This window comes from Methanosarcina siciliae T4/M, from assembly GCF_000970085.1.
In the GTDB taxonomy this organism is placed as follows: domain Archaea; phylum Halobacteriota; class Methanosarcinia; order Methanosarcinales; family Methanosarcinaceae; genus Methanosarcina; species Methanosarcina siciliae.
The window spans coordinates 3,317,713-3,339,836 of the sequence record NZ_CP009506.1; the positions used below are offsets into that span (position 1 = coordinate 3,317,713).

Here is a 22,124-nt window from a genome sequence, read left to right on the forward strand (position 1 = left end):
TGTGGCCGGTGAAAGCCCCGGTACCTGGAAAGCAATCCAAATAAAAACACCAATTTCTCCAATTCACCAGTTACACAACCGATGCAGCCCCTCATCCTCCCCGGTCACTCCTGTGGTGTATCCTTTTCCTCTAGTATCCTCAAACTGCACAATGCGCCGGGAACTGAAGAATAAATCCATTGTAAAAGGGCTGAAACAAAAAATTAATCTTCTTCAGGTAACCAGTACCATAAAGGCACATACCTTATCCTCTTCCCGTCAATAACCTCCTCATCAAAGATATCGGATGTGATGATCCCTTCTTTCATCCACTATACAACCTACCATAATTTTATAAGTAGAATTAATATGTATATTAAATAGATTAATATGGTGAAATTATTAAAGAGGTTTACTGATGGATGAAAAATTCTACTCAAACGTAAATATTCTCGATTCCATTGAGAAAGGCGGTTTCAAAGTCGAAATTCTTGAGTGTAATCACCTTAAAGGAAGCAAAGATGCAGCCCTCGCAGAGGACCTATTTTATATAAAAAATGCAGGGATGTCCCTGAAGATGGTTAAGGTAACCCTTGAAGATAGCGGTCTTATTACCGAGTCAGGGGCTCTCTATTTCCACAAAGGGCATATTGAATGCGCTTCAGGTATAGGAGGGGTTGGCGGACTTGCTAAAAAGCTTATCAAAAGCAAGCTCACCAACGAGTCTACCTTTAAACCCTTATACAAAGGAACAGGAGAAATCTTTCTTGAGCCTTCTTTTAGTCACTACGTTCTCATGAACCTGGAAAACGAGTCAATAGTCGTGGACAAAGGGATTTTTTACTGCTGTGAAGAGGGAATGGAAATCGGGGTAGCATCACAGAAAAATCTGTCATCCGGGTTACTGGGAGGAGAAGGCTGGTTCCAGACACAAATTACCGGTACAGGCACCGTGGTTCTTGAAATCCCAATTCCGATGGAAGAAGTGCTTAAGTACAAACTTGATAACGAAAGAATTCAGGTTGATGGGAATTTTGCCCTTCTCCGTTCGGGTTCGGTAGCCTACAGTGTTCAACGGTCAAGCAAACAGTTATTCGGTTCCATGACGAGTGGAGAAGGCCTGCTCCAGACATTTGAAGGCACAGGACATATATGGCTCGCTCCAACCCAGCCCGTCTACAACCGCCTTAAACACAATGGAATTCCCCAGCTGGCAACTGCAGGAAAGAATATAGATAACTCTATATAAAATATAAACACATAATGAAATTAAAGTGCTCAATTTTCAGAATTTCTTTTTATTTATTACTATTTTTTTCCATTTTGTTCAATTGTCCCATCCCCGGGATTAATCACCCTTATCACTTCGCTCTGAATTCCTTGCACCATCTAATAACATTCTGACTCAACATTCTGACTCCTTTCCGGACAAGCAACAGGCTCCGGAGGATATGCTCAGGCTGCCTTGAAGATACGGCTATAACTCCTGTAAATACGATTAATCCGGACTCAGTTGAATACTAAGACGTCGCAGCTGCAAACAATGCTTTTGCTTTTAACATGTATTCAAAGCTGGTGCAGCTTGAAAGCAGAGAGAAAAATAACATCTTCTTTTCGCCATATAGTATATCTGCTGCCATGGCGATCTGTTATGAGGGAGCTGAAGGTGCTACAATGTTTTTCATAGAGGACAGAAAGACAAACTGTATCCATTTCATGGGAAAAGTGGGATATCCGAATTATGAGGAAACTGGAGGGTTATGGAGCCTTCCGTGGAAAAAGTTACTGAAACAGGACTTGCTCAGTTGAACTTAAAAATGAGTTGAACTTAAAAATGCAGTTAAACTGAAAATCAGAAGTAGAAACGACAGGGACTGCGATTGCTGGAAGAAAGGCAGAGATTATAAAACGGCAGAGGTTTTGCTTGAGAAATAAAGACAGAGAAAGGAAAGAAAGGGATAAGAGAATAAGCTTGATACTTTTTTGATCCCGATCTCCTTTTTTCTTAATTATTCGGAAAAATCAGGGAAATTTCCACTTCCCTTCAAGTTTTTCCTTCACTTTCCTTTACATTCGTCTACGAATAATATCACTCTCTCATCTGCAGTCTCACAGCTGACCCAGAAGGGTTTTTCCTTAATTGTGATGGTAAGAACGGACTTTCCGTCCCATTCGAAGCTCCCGGTAACTCCCTTTTCAGACATTTCCCCTTCATTTCCCGGCGGGACATCGATGCCGTAGTCCTGAATTTTTTTCTTCATGCACTCAAAAGCGTCAGGTGTAACATTGATAAATTTTAGAGGTTTACAATCGCTCTCTTCATTCTGTGCTTGAGCCAATCCGAGAGAAAAAACCAGATATATCGCTAACAGAGAAACTATCAATTTCACTTTCGTTCTTCAACCCCCATGTGTAATTTGACCATTCCAGTTGACGGAATATGCAAAAGAAATTTGACAAGAACTAATAAATAAAGAAGTTTAAATTAACATATAAATCTAAATATATGTTAATTTAATATTATTCAAATAATATTACTATCTGATTATTAATAGTTAATCTCTATCAAGTATGGAATTTAGTCCGAAATATGAAATTTAATCCGGTTTTCGGTCCTGCTAGCGGGAATCGATAAAGTTATTTTGCTACAGGCCCTGAACTGAGTTTTTTCTCCATGACTTCTTCTTTTTCAGGTTCTTCTGGATAAGGCACAAGCGAAGAAAGAGCCTGTATCCTCCGAGATTCTGACTCAATCCCGTATGCGATCTCACGGGCTTTTTCCAGAATTTCTTTTTTTCTTGCTTCGTCCAGATGTGGTATAACAAACAAAAGGGCCTGCGGCCTCATGTCTTTATCCTTAAGATTGGATGCTAGCTGAAGGGCTTCTTCTATGATTTCCTCTTTTCTTTGCCCGCTCAGGCAGGATATAAGCATCGAAAAAGCCTGGACTCTCAGAAACTCGGATTGAATTCCGGCTGCCATTTCGAGGGCTTTTTCCAGCAGGGCTTCATTTGTGGTATTGTCCAGATGAGGGACAATCAGGGAAAGTATCTCGAATTTTGCATCATCGTATTGAATATGAGGAGAGAAGTCAAAGATATCTTCAATAATCTCTTCTTTTCCCGGACCCCCTATCTGAGGGGAAAATGGAGCAAAGACCATGGCTCTTTCGGAGTCATCATGAATATTTGAGGCAGAATAAAGGACTTTTTTTATGTACTCTCCCTTTTTTGGGCCTTCCAGATATGGCACAACAAGGGAAAGTGCCCGGGATCTCAGATCCCCGTACTGGATCTGACAGGAAAAGTCAAGGGTTTTTTCCAGAATTTCTTCTTTTCCCGTCCCGCATTCTGAAGGCTCCGAATCCCAGGTACTGTCAGCACTGACGGTACTGACTCCACTGCCATCACTGATGTTATCTACACAACTGTTTTTTGCTATCAATTTTTCAAGCAGCTCACTAAATTCTTCCAGCACTCTGACTTTATCATTTGAGTTTTGTAAGGAAATCCTGTCCGAACTTGCTTTAGCCTCCAGCTTCTTCATTGCCTCGGTTTCAATAAAAGATGAAATTTCTATTTCGAGATCCGGGTCCTTTTCAAACGAGTTCAGAATCTCCCGAACAAAAATCTGTTTTACTTCCGGGTCGGAGGGGGCAATAACCATGTCTCCTGCGGCTTCTTTTAACTCCGGATTTTCTCTCGAGCACAGTATTTCCCACAGCTTTTTATTAACTGTCCAGACGTCGGGGCCTGCTTTTTTACGGGCTTCTTCAGTTGCTTTTTTAGACCCGATGACCAGATAGGGGATTACAGGTTCGATAATATCTGCTACTTCCTGTGCCAGTTGATTTTTTGTTGCATTCTGTTGCCGCATTGTTTCTTCCTTCTATTTAACAAAATATTATGTTCTTTCTTCATGGTTTAGTACCGAAACATAATAAGAACAAGTTTAACATCCGTACTGGAATAAATATAATGACAGATAAATACTTTGTTTGAAGTTTCATTGAGAACCTGCTATGACCTGTCGATGAATCTATCTATAAATCCACTTATGAAAAAACAAATCTAAAAAAAGAGACTTTTCTTTTATATATAAATAAATTTTTGTAAGCAGTTTACGATATTATAAGACATGAACAAAAAAAATCTTGTTTTTCTTATCTTTACTCTAACATTACTGTTCACAGGCTGCATTGAAAACATGGTTGCAGTTGAAGAAAACGCGGCTGTAATTGAAGAAAGTACGATAAATGCGGACTCAGTTGGAGATTATGATATTGCAGTTGCAAACAACGCCTTTGCTTTTGACATGTATTCACAGCTGACACAGCTGGAAACCGGAGAGCATGAAAATATCTTTTTTTCACCGCACAGCATATCCACTGCTATGTCAATCTGTTATGAGGGGGCTGAGGATACCACAAAAGAGCAGATCTCAAACGTCTTCTATTTCCCCTCCAATAAAACAGTTTTGAAAGTCCGTATGGAAAGAATAAATGACAAGATAAATTCCGCAAATAGCGATTATGAGCTTCAAACTGCAAATGCGCTCTGGGTACAGGAAGGGTATCCTGTAAAAGAAGCATATATCCGCAATGTAAAAAAATACTATGACGGAGAAGTAACTAATCTGGACTTTGTGGGAAAACCGGAGGCTTCCAGAAATACAATAAATGAATGGGTCGAAGCCAGAACCAATGATAGAATTAAGGATCTTGTCCCGGAAAATTCGATAACGGATACTACGAGGATAATTATTACAAATGCAGTTTACTTTAACGGAAAATGGGTATATGAATTTGATAAGGAACTGACAGACAAAAAACCATTTTATCCGACAAAAGGGGAAGAAGTCTCTGTGGACACGATGTACATATGTAACAGATTCAATTATGGAGAAAACTCAAAGGCGAAAATTATAGAATTGCCTTATAAAGGCAATGATTTATCCATGTATGTCGTGCTTCCAAAAAGCAACAATCTTGAAAAGTTTGAAACAGAATTCACGCTAAACGATTACACGGAACTTAAAAACGACATGAAATTGGTAGAGGAAGTAAAGACTTCGATTCCTAAATTCAAATTTGAGACTAAAACAGAGCTCTCTAACTCCCTCATCGAAATGGGTATCGTGGACGCCTTCGGGCAGGCGGACTTTTCAGGAATTAGTGACAGTCCGTTAGCAATTTCCAGAGTGATTCATCAAACTTTTATAGATGTAAAAGAGGAAGGTACGGAAGCTGCCGCAGCAACAATGGAGGAGATGTGTATGGGCATGAACATCTCATGGGAAGCCAAACCAAAGGAATTCAAAGCCGACCATCCGTTCATGTTCTTCATAGAGGACAGGAGAACAAACTGTATCCTTTTCATGGGAAAAGTTGAATACCCTGAGTATAATAAGTGAGAGAACTATACTTTTATTTTTTTGATTTCCTACTTTTCTTTAAATTTTTATTCTTTTTGTTCCTATTTTTTTAGGTTTCTGAGCCTCAAACATTTATTCATTCAAATTTCTTTTACTTCTCTGGACAATCCTTCATAGTAAGCATAGAGGTCTTCTCCCCATCGGAGGGCTTCGGGGTCGAAGCATATAATGTCGTTTATATGGTCGTAGGCGCCGCTGTTGTAAAAGAGACCTAGCGAGAGAAAGCCATCTGTTACTGCGGATGAGAGTTGCAGTTCTTTATCGTAGACAAAGAGACGGGTATTTTCAAAGGCAAGGAACTTTTCCATTTCAGGCATGAATTCGGTTTTCATCCTTCCCAGAACGGCTTCTGTCACAACCAGAGAGACATCAATACCTTTTTCTGCAAATTGCAGGAACATTTTCGGGTACAGAGGATGGATAAAAGGTGAGATGCCTTTTACAAATTTTGATTTTGCGATATTTTCCACAAATTCGGTGTGGGGAGAAAACATGCTGCTTTCATCAAGAGGCTTGGTAAAGGTACTTTGCTTCAGTTCCCCTATCCTCTTTAATAAATATAAGGGGATTCCGTCGAGCTTGTGGTTGGCCCAGAAATCATATTTATCCTCGAGGGTCTCCATGGTATTGACAAGATTCTGCATATTTTCAGCTATTATATTTCCCAAAAGGGTTAACTCATACTTTTTCCTTGTCCCGCACAGGATGTCCCTGCCTTTAAGCATTTTGATCTGAGGCTGAACTGAGGTCGGGCTGGCATTGAGAGAATTTCTTAGTTCTTCAAGACTTTTTGGGCCTTCTTTCAATAACAGAAGAATGTTTTTTCTTTTTTCCGAAAATAATACCAGGTTGAGGTAGGAGTTTTCCATTTCCAGACTCCCCTTTTTTAAGATTTAATTCTGAATTTTAACAGTTTTTTATAGTCCTGTCTACATAATTTAAGTTATAATATAAAGGATATTTGGAATTAAATAAGAAGTTATATGTTTTGATCCGGATATTCGAGTATTTGAAGCTCTAAAGGTGCTTTCTTTTCCCTGGTTGCCGAACCGTATCTTCAATATTTTTCTAAAGAAAATCCAAAATCAATACTTATATGAAACAAACCTGCTAAACTCAATACAGCAAATAGAAGGGGATTAGAGCAGCAGTTGGTGAAAATTTTTGAGCGACCAGCCAGGTATACATGATAAGACTTTCAGTCAGGTTTCGGATGAGAGGAAAAAGGCTGCAAAACAGTTGGGGATTCTCTTTGAGGTTTTTCCTGAGCGGAAGCAGGCATTTGAAGACCTGTTGAGGCTTTGTTCTGACAGGGACAGTGAGGTCAGGGAAGAGGCTATCAATTCGCTTGAGATGGTTTTCCCCAATGTGCCGGACAGGGAACTTACCTGGGAGAGGTTTGTAAACCTTACGGCTTATCCTTCGGAAAGGGTAATGAAAAGGGGGGTAAATGCTCTAATTGCTGTTTTTCCGCTTATGCCTGACAAAACCCGGGCATGGAACGATCTGGCCGGGCTGGTAAAATCAAAATCAAGTATGGAAGATGTGAGCAGGGGGATTGTCCGACGGCTCCCTGATGTGCTCCCGGAGCTTCCGAATAAGGAACAGGCCTGGAAAGATCTGCTTGAGATGACTGTTTCGGATGACTCTTATGTGCGGGAAAAGGCAGCTTCTTTTTTAAGCATGGTTTTTCCTGAGATTCCTGAGGATAAGAAAAACGACTCCTGGGACGAATTATTGGAATTGGCAGATGCGTCCGCGGACTCAACGGTCAGGGCACTGGCTGCAAAGTCTATCGAAGAGGTTTTTCCGGTTCTACCAGAGGAAAAGAAAGATGAAGCCTGGGAAGAGGTGCTGGAACTGGCAGGAAAAACCGCGGACCAGGCCATGCAAAAGGAAATTCTGCTCGCTCTACCTTCGGTCTTTTCTTCGGTTCCTGATAAAAAAGTGGCATGGGGAGATCTTTTCAGGCTAACCGGCGATGAGAGCGGAGCTGTGCGAAAGCAGGCAGTAGATACTCTTGTTTCCGTATTTCCTGAGATGCCAGACAGCATACTAGTCTGGGCTGATTTCCTGAGGCTTACCGGGGCAAGGGACGACTACGTCAGGGATACGGCCGCAGATACGCTTTCAGCTGTGTTTCCGGGTCTGAAAGATAAAGACTCGGTCTGGGAAGAACTTCTCAAACTCACAGGGAATGAAGACGAATATGTCAGGCGGGCTGCAGCTGATACCCTCAGTAAGGTTTTTCCCCATGTGTCCGACAAAAATCAGGCATATTCGGACCTTGTGCAGCTGACTGAAAAGAAAGATAGTTATGTACTCAGGAGAGTTGTCAAGACGCTTGCTTCTGTCTACCCTCAGTTCTTTTATAAGTATGAGACAAATGAAGTGGAAGAAGAGGAAAATAAAGAAGGAGAGATTGAAGAGAAAGAGGAAGGGGCAGAGAAGTGGAAGCATGAGATAAAAAAGACAGAGCTGGGGGGAGAAGAAGAGAAAAGCAAACCTGCTGGTTTCTACAAGCTGGCTTCGGAAAAAGCTGCCTTTGTACGAAGGGATGCCGCCAATTCTCTAGGGGCTTTCTTTCCTGGAAAAGGAGAAGAAAGAGAAGCAAAGGGTGAAATAGAGGCGAGAGGAAGAAGGGAGATCGAAAGTAAGCAGGGCAGGGAAACAGAAACTAGAGAGCCTGCTTTTAACCTTCTGAAACTGACGGGAGACAGAGATAGATATGTACGAAAAGATGCAGCAGAGTCCTTTGCCAGAGCATACCCTTACCTGCCAGACAAAAAAGAAGTGATTGAAAAGTTGTTAAGCCTTATCCAGGACCCGGACCCGCAGATGCGCAGAGGGGCTATCGAATCTCTGCTGGCTATTTATTCCCGGAAGGCGGGCGGGGTGCAGGATATCTGGAGCGAACTTCTTAAAATGTCAGGGGATAGAGACACAGATGTTAGAAAGAGGGCCACAGAGCTGATTTCTCATGTCTTCCCAGAGGTTGAAGAAAAGTCCGGAGTTTTTTTTGACCTTGTCAAACTCAGTGAAAGTCAGGACTCCCAGCTCCGGAAAAGAGCAGCAGAGCTTCTCCCCGTTGCATTTATATACACAGATAACAAGCAGAGGGCATGGAACGATCTTTTGCGGCTAAGCTCCGTTGAAGACCGGGAAGTCCGGAAAGGGGCAGTACTTGCCATTGCTTCCGGATTTGCAGATGTTCCGGACAAAGGGAGAGTCTGGAGTGATCTAATAAGGCTTTCAAATCATAGCGACAGTTTCGTGCAGAGAGCTGCAACTCGAGCACTTGGGCCTGCTTTCTTCCATGTGCCTGATAAAACCCGAGCCTGGAGAGACCTGCAGGCTCTTATCGATAGTCCCTATGTCTATGTCCGCAGATATGCTCTCCGTTCCCTTGGGAGAGCTTCCCTCTGGAGAGCACTCAGGGCGGAAAACGAAGCTGCTTATCTTTTCGGGTTCAAGGAAGCTGTCAAATACTTTAAAGAAGCTGCTGAAACTCTTGTTGATACGTCCCTTCCCGAGCTCTATTCCCCATTTTACGAGAGCCTTCTGCGAATACTTTTTAGCGATAGCCCGGAGAGAACTGCAAGTCTCGAAAGTGGGAGGTATTTCTCAAAGGCGGTTCATGAGATAAGGGATCTGGAAGAAAATCAGGAGCTTCTGGAAATTCTGGAAGAGCTTGCAGGGCTTCTTCAAGCTGCAGGAAATCTGACTCCCGGAGACCTGCTAGCCCAGAAAAAACTGCTTGAGAAATGTATAGCGGTTTTTGACAGGGCTTCAGGGATGCTGGATGCTCTGGAAGAAGACTTTATTCTTGTACAGAAGTCCATGAAAAAAGAGTATCCCAGGATTGGAAATGTAGTTCTGGAACAGAAGCTGAAAGAAACTCTTTCCGGAATCCGGTATCGAGCAAGGACAGCCTGCCTTCAGGCAAAGGGTACTCCCACGGAAAAGATTACATGTATGGTAAGCCAAAAGGTCAGAGAATGGGGTTTCCAGGATATTGATAAAGACCGAAAAGAGCTGTACAGGCAGCTTGATTCTCTGCTCAACGTCCTCAGGGCTCAGGTTCCCTATCTGCCTGAAAACCAGTATTTTTTTGAAAAACTTGAAGACATCCGACAGGAACAGGACCTGCTCGAACGCTACAGGCGCATGGGCAGACTGATTGGCCTGATCCCCGGAGTCAGGATGCCAAAAACTTCGGGCAGATGAAATCTTCTCTCTGGAATTCAAAGGAAAGGTCTTTTCCCCGGAATTTATATCCTATCCTGCCAATCCCTGTACATGTACGAAGCAGGCATTGAAATGACCGACGGGGACTTTGAATTTGCAAAGTCTCCTCTTTCAAAAAAATTCATTCGCCTCGTATTCGAAAAGTATCAGCTGGACTACATCGCCTATTTCGGGGAGGATATGTTCTATGTCGCAGGGCAAAACTCCCAGCCTCTTACTCCATTATATCCCAATGCCAGATATCCCGAGGATATCGAACTTGTTTTGGATTTCATGGCACGTGAGAGGATCCGGAGGATAAAATACGAGAATGGAATCCTTTTTCGGTCTGCAGTCCCGGAACTGCGTGATTCGGGGAATAATAGCTAAAAATAAATGTGACGGGGAATAATAGCTCAAAGTAAATATGAAAAACATTGATCTTAAAAAGAAACTTGGATTCCTCTGTCTAAGGTTCGGAGATGGCTCTGTTTACACAGAAACCCGATTGTTTTTTTCTTTTTGTTCTGGTTATTTATAGTTTTATTGCAATAATTTACATCACAAAGTTTCTCTTTATTGTTAGGAGGGGTATTGAATGATACATTTATGGGAATATGATTCTCGCAGGATTCATGGTGTGCATATGCCACAAATGATGAACGACCTTGAAAAAATCGGGAACGAAGGCTGGGAATTGATTCTGATTAAAGATGATATTGATGATGAAGGAACAGTAACTGCAATTTTCAAACGGCAGAAGGCAGAGGTCATATCTCTGTAACTAAATTCTCTTTTTAATACTTTATTAATAATTTTAAAATACTCTACCTTTTTGTTTTTAATTTTTGTTTTTTCCAACCAAGTTTTCGTTCACGAATTTGATCTGGTCACTATTTCTCTCAACTATTCCTCTCACTATTCCTCTCAAAATATACTCCAATGTACTTAAGCAAACAAATTTAATTTTTCCATAGAGATAAGTTTATTTATATTGATGGTAAGTTATTTATCTACTTCCTCAATATCTTATTATATGAAAAATTATGACCCTGTTAAGGTTCTCTATGCAGTTATAATTACACTGGTGTCTTTATATACATTATATATCACCTCCGCTTTTTTTTATGTCCTTATTCTCAGCGCTCTTTTTGCTTACATTATTCATCCTGTGTACTTCTTTTGCATCAGGTTCGTAAAGAACAAGCAGATCTGTGCCCTGATCCCGCTTGGTGCAATCTTTCTTATCACAGTGGCCTCCGGTGTTATGATAGTGAAGGCTTTGATGAATGAAATTTCAAGAATTCTGGAAATTCCCAATACCTTTAACGGGTTTGCAAATATGGATCTAAGGCGGATAGTAGGGCTTTTTGAGCCTCTGATCCAGACCCATCCCGGAAAACTGACTGAAAGCATCGGCGCATACTTAAATTCCCTGGTCACGGATTATGTACCCCAAATTCAGAGTAACATCTTCCAGATCTCAACCGTCCTTTCTATCCTGATTATAGAGCTGATAGTAATCGTTGTCCTGACCTATTACCTGCTTGTAGAAAGCGAAACTATTGCAACCGAACTTCCAAATCTCTTTCCGGACAGGAAAGTGGGGGTCATATTTCTCGGGGAGCTCAATCACATTTACCATAACCTCTTCATAGTTTATTTCCTGACCTGTCTCATGACCGGTATAATCGGGGGAATCCTTTACTGGGCCCTCGGAGTGCCCTATTCTCTAATCTGGGGAATTCTAACTTTCATAATGGCTCTCCTGCCGGTTGTAGGTGCAGGCACGGTCTACGGTCTCCTTGCCCTTTACTATGTCCTCATAGAGGACTTTTTTACGGCAGGAGCTTTGATTTTCCTGGGAATCATCTTCCTGAGCATTATCCCTGACTTTATCATGAGACCAAGGTTTGCCAGAAACAGGGCTGCCATCCATCCGGCAATTACTCTTGTTGCCTTTGCAGCTCCGGTCTTTGTTCTCGGCCCGATAGGGGTTATTATAGGCCCTCTCACATACGGATTTTTGCTTGCAGCCATCAGAACCAGAAAAATACTCGGAACTTCCTCTGTCCAGACAGGGAGTTCAGCTGCAGGTTCACCTGATGATTTGGCAGGGAGCCCGATAGAAAAATCAGCTGAGTCGCCGGTTGGAAGGTCCGTTGAAAGGCCAGTTCAGGCTTCCGGGGAACGTTCCCGGTCCGGAAATTAAGCTCTGGATGGACAAAAGAGATAGCTATAAGGATTCTGGAAAGATAAGCCCGTATCTTTCCAGTTTTTTCAAAATAATAAAGGAAGCTTGAATTCTCAAAAAGGTGTTGAATAATAAGAAAACTTCTGAATAATCGAAAAGGTCCTGCTAATAAAGGTATAAATAATCAAAATAGTATCCTGTTTATAAAGGTACAAATAAGCAAAAAGTCCTGAATTACTATTTTTTTGAAGAAAAGATTGCGTTCCCACCTGAATCCTGAAAGTTCCGAATATTATAAGAGATGCTATTTATTTGGGAAGATTTTTGGGGTACTTGACTCATAGGCAGTGAGTTTTATACTATCTCTTTAATTGTGGGGTAGTTTTTTTCGGAGTAGATATTGAAGTAGGTTTGAATAGGTGTTTGCTGGTTTGGCGTTATGGTGAGAACGCAATTTATACTATGCACTAACTGTATTTAATATTTTCAACAACTAATATAAGTATATCCGTGTATCTATTGGTTTATTGATATAACATTATATTACAGGTATAATCACGGAATTTGTATAACTCGTGTGTGGACTCCTCCACTTTAAAAAACAATTTATAGAAATATATATATATTTATCTTTTTAAAAAAAAAGATATTACTTAATATAATTATTGACTAATATATTGATTTTTAATGAATTTTAGTTTTAGTATCGTTTAGAAATCTGAGGAGGAAGAGGTATAACAAAACGTAATTTCATTAGCGGGAATATTATTCTTTGACCCCTTCTCTGGACTCCGGATGCTTGCAACCTCTGGGTTTTCCCTCCAATATTCTTTCAATTTATTATTGCCGTAATGTGAACACACTGCAGTTCGGCTTTGTTTTTTTCCTGTTCGGCGTCCCCTTCTTTTAACCTGATAAATTTATCCGCCTCATTAAATGCTACTCCTCGCTAACCGTTACAACTGCTGTCCGTAAACTGTTGTCTGTAAGTGGATAGGCCCGGTTTTCATTCAATTTCACTCAAAATCTTTTTAGACTTCAACAGAGGGGGTTCAAATGGAGAGATTAAACGAATTTTTAAAACAGCTGTTCCGTATTCCTTAAGAACATAAAAAATATAAGAATCAGGTGCCGGTTAAATAAAAATGGATATATGCATTGAATTTTATTAGAATGAGCACTCTGGACTGTTTGTAAACATCGAGGTCTTGTGAAAGGAGTACGAAAAGGGACGTGAAAAAATTTTAAAAATCGGTTTTGTTTTTAAAATGAGTTTGCGTTCCCATCTGAAAATATCTGGAAGTTCCGAACGGTACTAAGAGATTTTTTTTGTTTGGGAAGATGTTTGAGGTATTTGAGTTTTGGGTTGAGAGCTTTGTATTCGTCTCTTTATTGTGGAGTAGGTTTTGAAGTAGGTTTTGAAGTAGGTGTTTGTGGGGTGTTTGATGAGAACGCAATTTATACTATGCATCTCTCATATATAATATTTTTAATACTTAATGTTATTTTATTGCTTTATTCTTTAGCCCACATTCCTAATTTTAGTTAATTGGTTTAATGTTATATCATAAAACTAATATCTCTTCATATCCGATATAATTTTTCCCAAACACACAGTGTCTCTTATTATTGTTTGTCGCTAATTACTGTTATCGGTTTTTTCTCCATTGTTGTTTGTTTACTCACATTTCCGATAGTAGAAGCAAAATATTCATCGCTCCACAATGTGTTAGAGTCAGCAAGTAGAAAAATGGAACTCAACTTGGGATGTTTCTGGATTTGACTGTACTTTTGGCATGTTCATTTCCCTTACACCAGATTTTTTAGAGGCTCTAAAGAGCCTCAGTCATTAGGATACAGACAAACATAGTGTTTAGTTATCTCACCATTTTTGTTTTCCTCGTACTGGAGGGTATAGAGCCATCCTTTCCAGACGATTTCATCTTCAAAAGTGAGATTTGGTTTCCATTCCTTTGGTACTATCCCGGTTGCTACAAAGGAATCAATACTATGAAGTATTTTTGTTACTCCATCCTCTTTCATCGTCTTAGTTGGTGCACTTCTACACGCTGGATCGATCTCACTAATATCTATTTCACCCATTGTCAGTCACACTCCTTTATCGCAGGGTTTCTATGACCCTATAAAAACTCTACATCCCATCCATATATAAGCTTCTGAGGACCATCAAACAAGTTTAGAGCGTAATTTACTGCCGGATCCAGAGAATATTTTCGCGGCTGCAGAAAGGATAAAAAAGAAGATGAATGGGAACAAAAGTTCCCTGATTTTGATTTTACGGAGCCCATTTAAGTAGCTCCCTCGTTATTCAAGCTCCAACAATTACTTCAGGTATACATTTCCATCATGAGAAGGTGATATCTTGGGAAGAAGGGATCTAACCTTCTGAACGCCGAACCCGAACTCTCTGGCATGCCGCGTAGTTCGATCTGCCTGCGAAGTACAGGTTTTTCCGCTTATAATGTTGTGGGAGCAAAGCCCGAAGATGAAGACTGGCACAGGTGAGGAAAGTCCCCACTGTGTCGTTATTTGTTCCTGCGAATAAGAAAATACGCCAAAAAGGTATAGTTCCAGATTTTGATGAATTTGTACTTTAATGACAACTCAAAGTCCTGAAAAAACAGAAGAACAAACAGACAATAAATTTAAGCTCTTCTAAAGCATGGACGATAAATTTGATCATATTAACAGTTTGTATAATTGTCAGTTCTAGTAAAGTTAGGTTAATAACTGTTTTCGAACTGGTTGAGCCCCACTTTTCAGTATCTGGAGAAACTAGAGATAGAGATTAAAGATAGAGATCGCAGGGAAATTCGAAAAATTCGGAAGCTATGAGCAGGATCCGTTTTGGACCTGCATATGGCAAGAAACATTAGAAAATAAAGAAATAATCAATAATTTATATAATACTTGATATATAACACATAGTAAAGATTGCTCTTCTTACCTGAGTGGGGGCGTATTGAAGAGTCGGGAAACTTCAGAATTAATTTTGGACAAAAATTCAGACTTAAGCCGGAAAAAATTCGTGCTTCAGTTATGACAAAGCTTTGGAATTAAGCTGGACAGGACTCCATACTTAAGCCTGACATATCTTCGATACCTGTAATTTTTATCGGGTAGCCAACAGCATCAGGTTTGAGATTCAAAGCAACTCTGGAGGCAAATATATGGAACGGGCAGATACAGAATACCGTGTCGTGGAGTATGAGGTACTGCAGATCCCCTGGTGGCTGGTTGTTTTTGAAGGGATTATTTCCGTCATCATTGGTTTATTTCTTTTATTCTCACCTGTAGCAACAACCATAACACTGGTTCAGATACTCGGAATCTTCTGGTTTCTGGGAGGAGTTATTTCAATCATTTCACTGCTGGTAGACAGAGAGGACATGGGCTGGAAACTGCTTTCCGGTGTCATGGGTATTCTTATCGGAATTCTGGTATTTGTGTACCCGTACAGTCCTTTCGTAATTCTGGCACTTTTCGTAGTCATACTGGGGATCCTGAGTATTGTATATGGGGCAATCAAACTTTTCTGGGCCCTCAAAGGAAGAGGAATAGGAATGGCGATCCTCGGGGTCCTGACAATCGTCATCGGGATACTCCTGCTGGTTAACCCCCTGGCAGGTGCCGTTGTCCTGCCCTGGATATATGGGATTTCCCTTGTTATAGGCGGGATTGCAGCACTGATTGGCGGGTTTAGAATGAAGTCCGGGAAAAATAATCCATATGCAGGATAAGGATTCCAGAAACAGAAAAACTGAAGCTTGAAAAATATTCTCGCCATAGAGATACATTTAAAGGGTAAAGAAGGATGAAAAGCAAGATTCAATTAGGGATAGCAGGGATAACTGCAATCTGCGGGATTTTTTCCGGAACTTGCAATTTATTTCATCCTCATACCAGTAATTTCGGTTGCCGGGTTTACTGTTGTTTATTCATATTTTGAATACCAGAAGGAACTTAAAGAAAATGAAATGTAACAAAATAGTGAGTGGAGAAAGGGAAAAAGCTGAAAAAGAGAGCCAGGATAAATTGAAATTCGGAATCAAAACTTAAAAAATAAGGTTTAAAGATTCCTGTATTTTTCATTACCGAGAATCAATTTAACCGGTTTCTGGCGCCTTTTTTATCAGTACGTTTATCTAACATGCTCACATTTTGTCATATTGATCGTTATGACTGAAGAGACAATTAAAAACTTAGACAAAACAGTCGAAAACGGAGATACTATTTCCGTTGATTATGTTGGAAAACTGGAGGATGGTACAGTTTTCGACACCTCGGAAAAAGAAGCAGCCAATGAGGCAGGGATATACAACGAGATGAGAGACTACAAACCTCTGACATTCACCGTGGGAGCGGGGCAGATGATTAAAGGCTTTGATGAGGGCGTGGTCGGGATGAAAGTAGGGGAAGAAAAAACTCTTGAAATCCCGCCAGAGGAAGCATACGGAGAATACATGGAAGAGTTTGTAAGGGAACTCCCACGAAATGCTGTCAATTTTACCCCCGAAATCGGGATGCAACTTGCTACGGAAAACGGGCTTCGAGGCAAGATCACTGAAGTAGGTAAGGAAAACTTCATAGTGGACTTCAACCATGAGCTTGCTGGCAAGACTCTTATATTCAAAATAAAAGTCGTATCATTGGAGGCATAAGAAATGAGGGCAGGGAGGGGGGAAACTTTAATAATATGCATTCTGCTCCTCGGAAGCATCCTTTTCGTAAGCGGATGCGCGGACAGTGGAAACGAAAATGTTGTGGAAACCGGAAATATCGTTCAAGTGGACTACACCGGAAAGCTTGAAAACGGTACTGTATTTGATACTTCTGTAGAAGAAACAGCAAAAGAGGCGGGCATATACACAGAAAATAGAAACTATGTCCCCTTAACCTTTACAGTAGGTGCGGGCCAGGTTATCGAGGGTTTTGATAATGCAGTAATCGGGATGAAAGTAGGAGAAGAAAAAACCGTTACCATCCCCCCTGAAGAAGCGTACGGGGAGTACAACGAAACTCTGGTCCTGGCAGTCCCTCTTGATGGGCTGGGGCTTTCGGAACCGCCTGAAATAGGGCAGACATTCCCAAGCCCATATGGTCAGTTTAAAGTTATTGATGTAAATGAGACACATGCTACCCTGGATTTCAACCACCAACTAGCAGGCAAGACTCTTGTATTCGATATAAAGATTATCTCAATACAGTGAAGTTTGAGGAAGTTAAACCGGCTTAAAACCCGGTTTATATATCATTAAAAAGAAGCAGCAAAAAAAACAGCCCACCGGCAGCCGGGAAAAGACTCAGGACTACCGGAAGAACGTTAAAGAAAAAGAATAACAGGAGAAGGAACAATGGAGAACTCTCGTACCGTGGAAAAGGGAGATTATCTCCTTATCGATTACACAGGAAAACTTGATGACGGAACAGTTTTCGATACCACCTTAAAAGAGAAAGCTCTTGAAGCCGGAATCCACAGTGAGGAAAAGGAATACAGGCCTTTCTTTTTCAGGGCGGATGCCCGGCAGGTGATAAAAGGTATCGATGCCGGGGTTCTTGGGATGCGCGAAGGAGAAGAAAAAACTCTTAAAATCGCACCTGAAGAGGCTTACGGAGAATATAAGGATTATCTGGTTCAGAAAATTCCTCTTGCAAGGCTTGAACTCAAGGAGCCTCCGGAAGCGGGAAAAAAAATAATAACTCCCGGAGGGAGGGAAGTCAAAGTACTTGATTCAACGGAAACTTACGCGCTCCTTGACTTCAATCATGAGCTTGCAAGCAAAACCCTGACCCTGGAAATAAAACTTGTTTCCATTGTTACCCAACCTTCAAACTTAACCTGATCCTTTGAACTTAACCGGTCCTTTGAACTTAACCTGATCCTTTGAACTTAACCAGTCCTTTGAACTTAACCGGAGATAAATTAATCTTTAATGAAATTCATTAAAAGTTAATTTCAGGAACCAAAATTTGAAGGAGTTGGGAATGGAAAAGGAAGAGAAAGTCGTGGTAGTGCTGCTTGTAATGGCATTTTTCTCGCTTTCGACAGCATACCTGTTCTTCGGACAGGAAACGGCAGGGGCTGGGCAGGCTTCAGGAGGAAAAGCCCTGCAGTACACCCACGAGTCCGGAGTCGGGGAAAAAGTTTATCTTGAAGCAGAAGTCCTGAGCAAAAGAATTACTTATACAGGAGATCACCTGCTTCTGGAAGTGGACTTTGACTCCGAGGTTCTGAGCGTGTTTATTCCGAATACAGTGGGGGCTGAAGCCCTGAACGACCTGATCAATGAGGGGGACATCATCAGCATAACAGGTATCATCTCCGAGTATGAGGGAGAGAAAGAGATAAAAGTGGAAAGAAAAGAAGATGTTACCCTCAAATAAAGTAGAAAAGCGAGAGGATATTAACCTGAAACAAAAGTAGAAGACAGGAAATATTATTCAGGAATAACCGTTATCAATAAGCTTTGAAAGCGGAAGAACAGATCGTTAACCATATATCTATGAATAACATTTGGGAAAATATGAAAGCATGTATCATGTGCGGAGGCGCAGGAACAAGGCTCAGGCCGCTGACCTTCAAGCACCCGAAACCGAGTATACCGATCCTCAATAAACCATCAGTCCGGCACCTGATAGAGCACCTTTCAAGGGAAGGGTTCAATGAAATAGTCATGACCCTCGGATATATGGGAGAACGCATAGAAGAACAGCTTGGAGACGGGCATATGTTTGGGGTACACATCAATTACGTGTATGAGAAAGAGAAGCTGGGGACAGCTGGCGGGGTAAAAAATGCTGAAGAGTACCTGAAAAACGAGCCTTTCATCGTGCTTGGGGGAGACCATGTCCTTAACCTCGACCTGAGGGAAATGTACCGCTTCCATGAAGCAAACGAAGCCCTGATAACTATAGGCCTCCTTTCCATTGACGACCCGAGGGAATTCGGGATTGCCGATATGGATATAAACAACCGGATCCACCGCTTTCTGGAAAAACCCAAATCCGGACAGATTTTCAGCAATCTTGCAAGCACAGGCATTTACATCTGTGACCCTGAAATCTTCAACTGGATCCCTGAAAATAAAAAGTATGATTTTGCAAAAGACCTTTTCCCTGCCCTGTTAGCAGCAGATAAGAGAATTAACGGCATGCTTGTCCGGGGAAAATGGACTGATGTAGGGAGTTCGGCGGCTTACAGGCAGGCCCAGCGCTGGATGCTTGACGCTCTTCCCGGAACCACAATCGAAGGAAACTTCACAACAAGGAACGCAAGAATACGAGGCCCCCTGTCCATAGGAAACAATGTATCAATAGGTTCGAATTCTTCACTCGTCGGGCCCATTGTCATAGGGGAAAACACCGTCATCGGCGATAACGTCCTTATCGGGCCTTACAGTGTGATAGGAGCAAACTGCACTATTGAAAATAATTCAAAGATTCTCTCTTCTTACCTTTTTGATGGAGTATCCATAGGTAAAAACTCCAACATCTCCGGAGCCGTAGTTGCAGATGAAACCTCTGTAGGAGAAGAGTGCAACCTTGAGAACGGGACAGTAATCGGACATGAAGTCGTGATAGGGAACAATTCGACCGTACATTCGGGAGTAAAAATTTGGCCTGAAGTCGTGATTGAAAAGAATTCCAGTATAAAAGAAATTGTCGTCAACCCGGCCTATGATACTACGAATGAAGGCTCCTGAAAAGGGTTAAAAAAGCTTTACCCGCATGAAATAGCGAAGAACCAGAAATCTGCATATGGAATAAATCTGCATATGGAATATTAGATCGAAACTCGTATTCCGGGTCAATCGCATAACTCCCTGTCAGAATGGATGTTCCGGATTCTTCCGGACTCAAATAAAAGAAATTCGTGACCTGGAAATACGAGTTTCCTATAAAAATTAAGTTTTCAACGCCAATCCGAATTTTCAATGAGGTCTGAATTTTTGCTTTTTCTATTCTTATGGATTCTCCGGCTTAATGGGTTCTAAGCCTTTATTGCTCCCAACAGGGTTTTTGTCCGGACATCATCTCAAAGCCATTTAATAAGTACATATCTGTTAAGAATAAGTAAAGATCTTATAAGGGCTGGAAGACTCTTAAAAAGATGTTCAAAAATGCAAAAACAGTTTAATCCGACCTAACAAACTTTTCTTGTGCCGTTCATTATATATTGGATAAAGAGGTTTCCTTAAATATAATAAACACACCCAGTAAATAAAAAAATTCAGAGATTTAAATGACCATGTATAAAAAATGGCTCCTTGGGTCGCTGGTAATTAGCGCAGTATCAATTGCTCTGGTTACATATCTGACTTTTGACTCGGAGACCGTTGAAGCTCTGAAAAGGATCAGGCCGGAGTACATTCTGGCAGCTGCCCTTCTCCACATCTTTTCATACTTAATCTGGGGGCTGCGGACCCGGGTTCTCTGTAAAGCCCTGGGGCACAGGATAGGTGTCCTGAAGGTGACAGAGATAGTCATTTCAAGCACTTTTGTAGCAGGAATTACCCCTTCTTCTGCAGGCGGCGAGTTTTTAAGGATCCACAGCCTGAACAGGAACAAAATTCCTCTGGGCAGAGCTACTGCAATAATTGTAGGAGAACGCCTGCTTGACGCCCTATTCATCTTTTCCTGCCTGCCTTTTGCCCTTTATATCCTTGGGGACATTGTTTCGAATTATGAATTTGATGCAGCTTTTTTAGCAGCAAATTCCCTGGTCTTTGTACTTCTCTTCTGTTTTGTTTATGGGGTCTGGAAACCCGAAAAAGTAAAATACTTAATGCGTAAGCTGACAGACCGGCTTGCCCCTTACATAGGTAAAAAAACAGATGCTGCAGTTTTACACCTTCTGGAACAGATCGACAGGGAAATAGACTATTTTCATGACAGTGTCCGGATCTTTATTTCGGAAGGAAAAAAAGGGCTGCTCTGGGGAATCCTCTATACCTTTATCTTCTGGATCGTAGACTTTTCACTGCTCATCCTGATCCTTATGGGCCTTTCGAGAACTCCTTCGATCATCACCGCCTTTGCAGCCCAGGTACTTCTGGCTGTTATAATGGTAATACCCGCAACTCCCGGTGCAAGCGGAGTTGCCGAACTTGGAGCAGCATCCATCTTCTCTATTTTTGTAGATTCTTCCATTCTGGGAATTACCGTGCTTGCCTGGAGAGCCCTGACCTACCACCTGAACCTTATAGTAGGCGGGCTCATGAGCCTTAAAGTGATCAAGGACGCCGAAATTGTACAAAAATGGATAGGGGAGACTGCTGAACCCCAACACAGTGCCTGAACCAGTATAAATTTATATTTAATTCTCGCAAAAACTTATACTATGCCCTCCAGAGACGCCATCTTTGAAGTCCTCAGAAAAAGTGTACATCTGGTTTCAATCCTGATAGTACTGATCTACGAATTTTACGGGAAAGAGACGATCCTCTGGGTGCTCATGCTTTTCCTTGTAACCGTCCTCATCCTTGAATACTTCCGGCTCGAGCAAGGCATGAAAATTCCCTTTTTCTATATGATGTACAGGGAACACGAAGCCGATAGCTGCGGAGGGCATATCTACTTCGCCCTAGGCGCAATTGCAGCAATCTCCATCTTCAGCAAAGAAATCGCCTATGCCGCAGTCCTTATGACCACTTTCGGAGATCTGGCTGCAGCCCTGATAGGAAAATTCTACGGGAAAAAAAGAATTTTCAAACAGGTCTTTAAAAATGATAAATCCCTCGAAGGTTCAGCTTCCGAATTCATTATTGACCTGCTGATTGGACTATTTATAGTCGGAGATCCCTTTGTGGCTCTTATCATGGCTTTTTTTGCAACCCTTTCGGAAACCGCAGTAAACCAGATAGACGATAACCTCGTGATCCCGATTTTTTCCGGTTTTTTCGGGCAGGTGACCCTGTTTTTATTGATGTATATGTAATAAATCAAGAAAAGGTGCTCCGTCAATCGGCTGATCTGTCCCGGGACATAAAAAAGTATCTTTCAATATTCGCTGCGCCACAAAATATTCTAGCCAGCTGCCGGTTGGAGAAATGCCTTTATTGACCCCGGAAACCGTATTTAAAACCCGGAAAAATTTTGTTATTTGCTAGCTTTTATTCCTTCTTTGTTCTTTTCGTCTATTTGGGAAAGACCGCTCTCCTGCGTCGAGCGGGAACAAGAACGACACGATAAAGCGAGTAAGGTTTTACGGGTTAGAAGCCAGAGCTTAAGCCAGCAGCCGGCATTTGAGCTAAAAATGTCAACAAACTGA

The 22,124-nt window shown here is 41.4% G+C and carries 18 protein-coding genes and 1 pseudogene; 15 read left to right on the forward strand and 4 right to left on the reverse strand.

All coding sequences use genetic code 11. The annotated features are described in order from the left end of the window. The first annotated feature begins 397 nt into the window (after positions 1 to 397). Positions 398 to 1,228: an AIM24 family protein gene (locus MSSIT_RS13785; protein ID WP_048173089.1), complete on the forward strand. Its 831-nt coding sequence runs from the start codon at positions 398 to 400 to the stop codon at positions 1,226 to 1,228. Between the two features lie 299 nt (positions 1,229 to 1,527). After that, positions 1,528 to 1,788: pseudogene (locus MSSIT_RS24970) on the forward strand (serpin family protein); the annotation flags it as partial. Positions 1,789 to 2,036: 248 nt separating this feature from the next. Here the strand turns inward: MSSIT_RS24970 and MSSIT_RS13795 are convergent. Then, positions 2,037 to 2,369, reverse strand: coding sequence for a hypothetical protein (locus MSSIT_RS13795; protein ID WP_231589836.1), 333 nt, complete (start codon positions 2,367 to 2,369; stop codon positions 2,037 to 2,039). A gap of 247 nt (positions 2,370 to 2,616) precedes the next feature. Beyond that, on the reverse strand, positions 2,617 to 3,855 hold the full coding sequence (locus MSSIT_RS13800; RefSeq protein ID WP_048173094.1) for a hypothetical protein: 1,239 nt from the start codon (positions 3,853 to 3,855) through the stop codon (positions 2,617 to 2,619). 261 nt (positions 3,856 to 4,116) lie between these two features. On the opposite strand from MSSIT_RS13800, the gene MSSIT_RS13805 reads away from it, so the two are divergent. Further along, complete coding sequence (locus tag MSSIT_RS13805) at positions 4,117 to 5,391, forward strand: serpin family protein (RefSeq protein ID WP_048173095.1); 1,275 nt, start codon at positions 4,117 to 4,119, stop codon at positions 5,389 to 5,391. A gap of 101 nt (positions 5,392 to 5,492) precedes the next feature. Here MSSIT_RS13805 and MSSIT_RS13810 read toward each other — a convergent pair whose 3' ends face one another. Then, complete coding sequence (locus tag MSSIT_RS13810) at positions 5,493 to 6,281, reverse strand: helix-turn-helix transcriptional regulator (RefSeq protein WP_048173097.1); 789 nt, start codon at positions 6,279 to 6,281, stop codon at positions 5,493 to 5,495. Between the two features lie 295 nt (positions 6,282 to 6,576). On the opposite strand from MSSIT_RS13810, the gene MSSIT_RS13815 reads away from it, so the two are divergent. The 4 genes from MSSIT_RS13815 (at position 6,577) to MSSIT_RS13830 (ending at position 11,851) form a co-directional block, all read left to right on the forward strand. Then, a complete protein-coding gene (locus MSSIT_RS13815; protein ID WP_048173099.1) occupies positions 6,577 to 9,639 on the forward strand; it encodes a HEAT repeat domain-containing protein in 3,063 nt (1,020 codons plus the stop codon). A 72-nt stretch (positions 9,640 to 9,711) separates the two neighbouring features. After that, positions 9,712 to 10,029: a hypothetical protein gene (locus MSSIT_RS13820; RefSeq protein ID WP_048173101.1), complete on the forward strand. Its 318-nt coding sequence runs from the start codon at positions 9,712 to 9,714 to the stop codon at positions 10,027 to 10,029. A 208-nt stretch (positions 10,030 to 10,237) separates the two neighbouring features. After that, positions 10,238 to 10,423, forward strand: coding sequence for a hypothetical protein (locus tag MSSIT_RS13825; RefSeq protein WP_048173102.1), 186 nt, complete (start codon positions 10,238 to 10,240; stop codon positions 10,421 to 10,423). A gap of 252 nt (positions 10,424 to 10,675) precedes the next feature. Then, complete coding sequence (locus MSSIT_RS13830; RefSeq protein ID WP_231589837.1) at positions 10,676 to 11,851, forward strand: AI-2E family transporter; 1,176 nt, start codon at positions 10,676 to 10,678, stop codon at positions 11,849 to 11,851. A gap of 1,824 nt (positions 11,852 to 13,675) precedes the next feature. Here MSSIT_RS13830 and MSSIT_RS13835 read toward each other — a convergent pair. Next, on the reverse strand, positions 13,676 to 13,936 hold the full coding sequence (locus MSSIT_RS13835) for a hypothetical protein (RefSeq protein WP_048173104.1): 261 nt from the start codon (positions 13,934 to 13,936) through the stop codon (positions 13,676 to 13,678). A gap of 1,088 nt (positions 13,937 to 15,024) precedes the next feature. On the opposite strand from MSSIT_RS13835, the gene MSSIT_RS13840 reads away from it, so the two are divergent. From MSSIT_RS13840 to MSSIT_RS13875, 8 genes are all read left to right on the forward strand, one after another. Continuing rightward, the gene (locus MSSIT_RS13840) at positions 15,025 to 15,594 is read left to right on the forward strand and encodes an HdeD family acid-resistance protein (protein ID WP_048173106.1); all 570 of its coding nucleotides are present in this window, start codon (positions 15,025 to 15,027) and stop codon (positions 15,592 to 15,594) included. 438 nt (positions 15,595 to 16,032) lie between these two features. Next, positions 16,033 to 16,515, forward strand: a complete 483-nt coding sequence (locus MSSIT_RS13845) for an FKBP-type peptidyl-prolyl cis-trans isomerase (protein WP_048173108.1) — start codon at positions 16,033 to 16,035, stop codon at positions 16,513 to 16,515. A 3-nt stretch (positions 16,516 to 16,518) separates the two neighbouring features. Next, on the forward strand, positions 16,519 to 17,064 hold the full coding sequence (locus MSSIT_RS13850) for an FKBP-type peptidyl-prolyl cis-trans isomerase (RefSeq protein WP_082089012.1): 546 nt from the start codon (positions 16,519 to 16,521) through the stop codon (positions 17,062 to 17,064). Between the two features lie 144 nt (positions 17,065 to 17,208). Continuing rightward, positions 17,209 to 17,697, forward strand: coding sequence for an FKBP-type peptidyl-prolyl cis-trans isomerase (locus tag MSSIT_RS13855; RefSeq protein WP_048173109.1), 489 nt, complete (start codon positions 17,209 to 17,211; stop codon positions 17,695 to 17,697). A 142-nt stretch (positions 17,698 to 17,839) separates the two neighbouring features. Then, positions 17,840 to 18,238: an OB-fold nucleic acid binding domain-containing protein gene (locus MSSIT_RS13860; protein ID WP_048173111.1), complete on the forward strand. Its 399-nt coding sequence runs from the start codon at positions 17,840 to 17,842 to the stop codon at positions 18,236 to 18,238. Between the two features lie 140 nt (positions 18,239 to 18,378). Further along, positions 18,379 to 19,557: a sugar phosphate nucleotidyltransferase gene (locus MSSIT_RS13865; protein WP_048174843.1), complete on the forward strand. Its 1,179-nt coding sequence runs from the start codon at positions 18,379 to 18,381 to the stop codon at positions 19,555 to 19,557. A 539-nt stretch (positions 19,558 to 20,096) separates the two neighbouring features. Beyond that, a complete protein-coding gene (locus MSSIT_RS13870; protein WP_048173112.1) occupies positions 20,097 to 21,152 on the forward strand; it encodes a lysylphosphatidylglycerol synthase transmembrane domain-containing protein in 1,056 nt (351 codons plus the stop codon). A 42-nt stretch (positions 21,153 to 21,194) separates the two neighbouring features. Then, positions 21,195 to 21,791 carry a diacylglycerol/polyprenol kinase family protein gene (locus MSSIT_RS13875; protein WP_048173114.1) on the forward strand — a complete coding sequence of 199 codons (597 nt, stop codon included), beginning with the start codon at positions 21,195 to 21,197 and terminating at the stop codon, positions 21,789 to 21,791. Positions 21,792 to 22,124: the final 333 nt, after the last annotated feature.

What these genes read in the sequence shown, in the direction of transcription:
- MSSIT_RS13785 (WP_048173089.1), top strand. Translation starts at nt 398, where the DNA reads ATGGATGAAAAATTCTACTCAAACGTAAATATTCTCGATTCCATTGAG.
- MSSIT_RS13800 (WP_048173094.1), bottom strand. Translation starts at nt 3,855, where the DNA reads ATGCGGCAACAGAATGCAACAAAAAATCAACTGGCACAGGAAGTAGCA.
- MSSIT_RS13805 (WP_048173095.1), top strand. Translation starts at nt 4,117, where the DNA reads ATGAACAAAAAAAATCTTGTTTTTCTTATCTTTACTCTAACATTACTG.
- MSSIT_RS13810 (WP_048173097.1), bottom strand. Translation starts at nt 6,281, where the DNA reads ATGGAAAACTCCTACCTCAACCTGGTATTATTTTCGGAAAAAAGAAAA.
- MSSIT_RS13820 (WP_048173101.1), top strand. Translation starts at nt 9,712, where the DNA reads ATGTACGAAGCAGGCATTGAAATGACCGACGGGGACTTTGAATTTGCA.
- MSSIT_RS13825 (WP_048173102.1), top strand. Translation starts at nt 10,238, where the DNA reads ATGATACATTTATGGGAATATGATTCTCGCAGGATTCATGGTGTGCAT.
- MSSIT_RS13830 (WP_231589837.1), top strand. Translation starts at nt 10,676, where the DNA reads ATGAAAAATTATGACCCTGTTAAGGTTCTCTATGCAGTTATAATTACA.
- MSSIT_RS13835 (WP_048173104.1), bottom strand. Translation starts at nt 13,936, where the DNA reads ATGGGTGAAATAGATATTAGTGAGATCGATCCAGCGTGTAGAAGTGCA.
- MSSIT_RS13840 (WP_048173106.1), top strand. Translation starts at nt 15,025, where the DNA reads ATGGAACGGGCAGATACAGAATACCGTGTCGTGGAGTATGAGGTACTG.
- MSSIT_RS13845 (WP_048173108.1), top strand. Translation starts at nt 16,033, where the DNA reads ATGACTGAAGAGACAATTAAAAACTTAGACAAAACAGTCGAAAACGGA.
- MSSIT_RS13850 (WP_082089012.1), top strand. Translation starts at nt 16,519, where the DNA reads ATGAGGGCAGGGAGGGGGGAAACTTTAATAATATGCATTCTGCTCCTC.
- MSSIT_RS13855 (WP_048173109.1), top strand. Translation starts at nt 17,209, where the DNA reads ATGGAGAACTCTCGTACCGTGGAAAAGGGAGATTATCTCCTTATCGAT.
- MSSIT_RS13860 (WP_048173111.1), top strand. Translation starts at nt 17,840, where the DNA reads ATGGAAAAGGAAGAGAAAGTCGTGGTAGTGCTGCTTGTAATGGCATTT.
- MSSIT_RS13865 (WP_048174843.1), top strand. Translation starts at nt 18,379, where the DNA reads ATGAAAGCATGTATCATGTGCGGAGGCGCAGGAACAAGGCTCAGGCCG.
- MSSIT_RS13870 (WP_048173112.1), top strand. Translation starts at nt 20,097, where the DNA reads ATGACCATGTATAAAAAATGGCTCCTTGGGTCGCTGGTAATTAGCGCA.
- MSSIT_RS13875 (WP_048173114.1), top strand. Translation starts at nt 21,195, where the DNA reads ATGCCCTCCAGAGACGCCATCTTTGAAGTCCTCAGAAAAAGTGTACAT.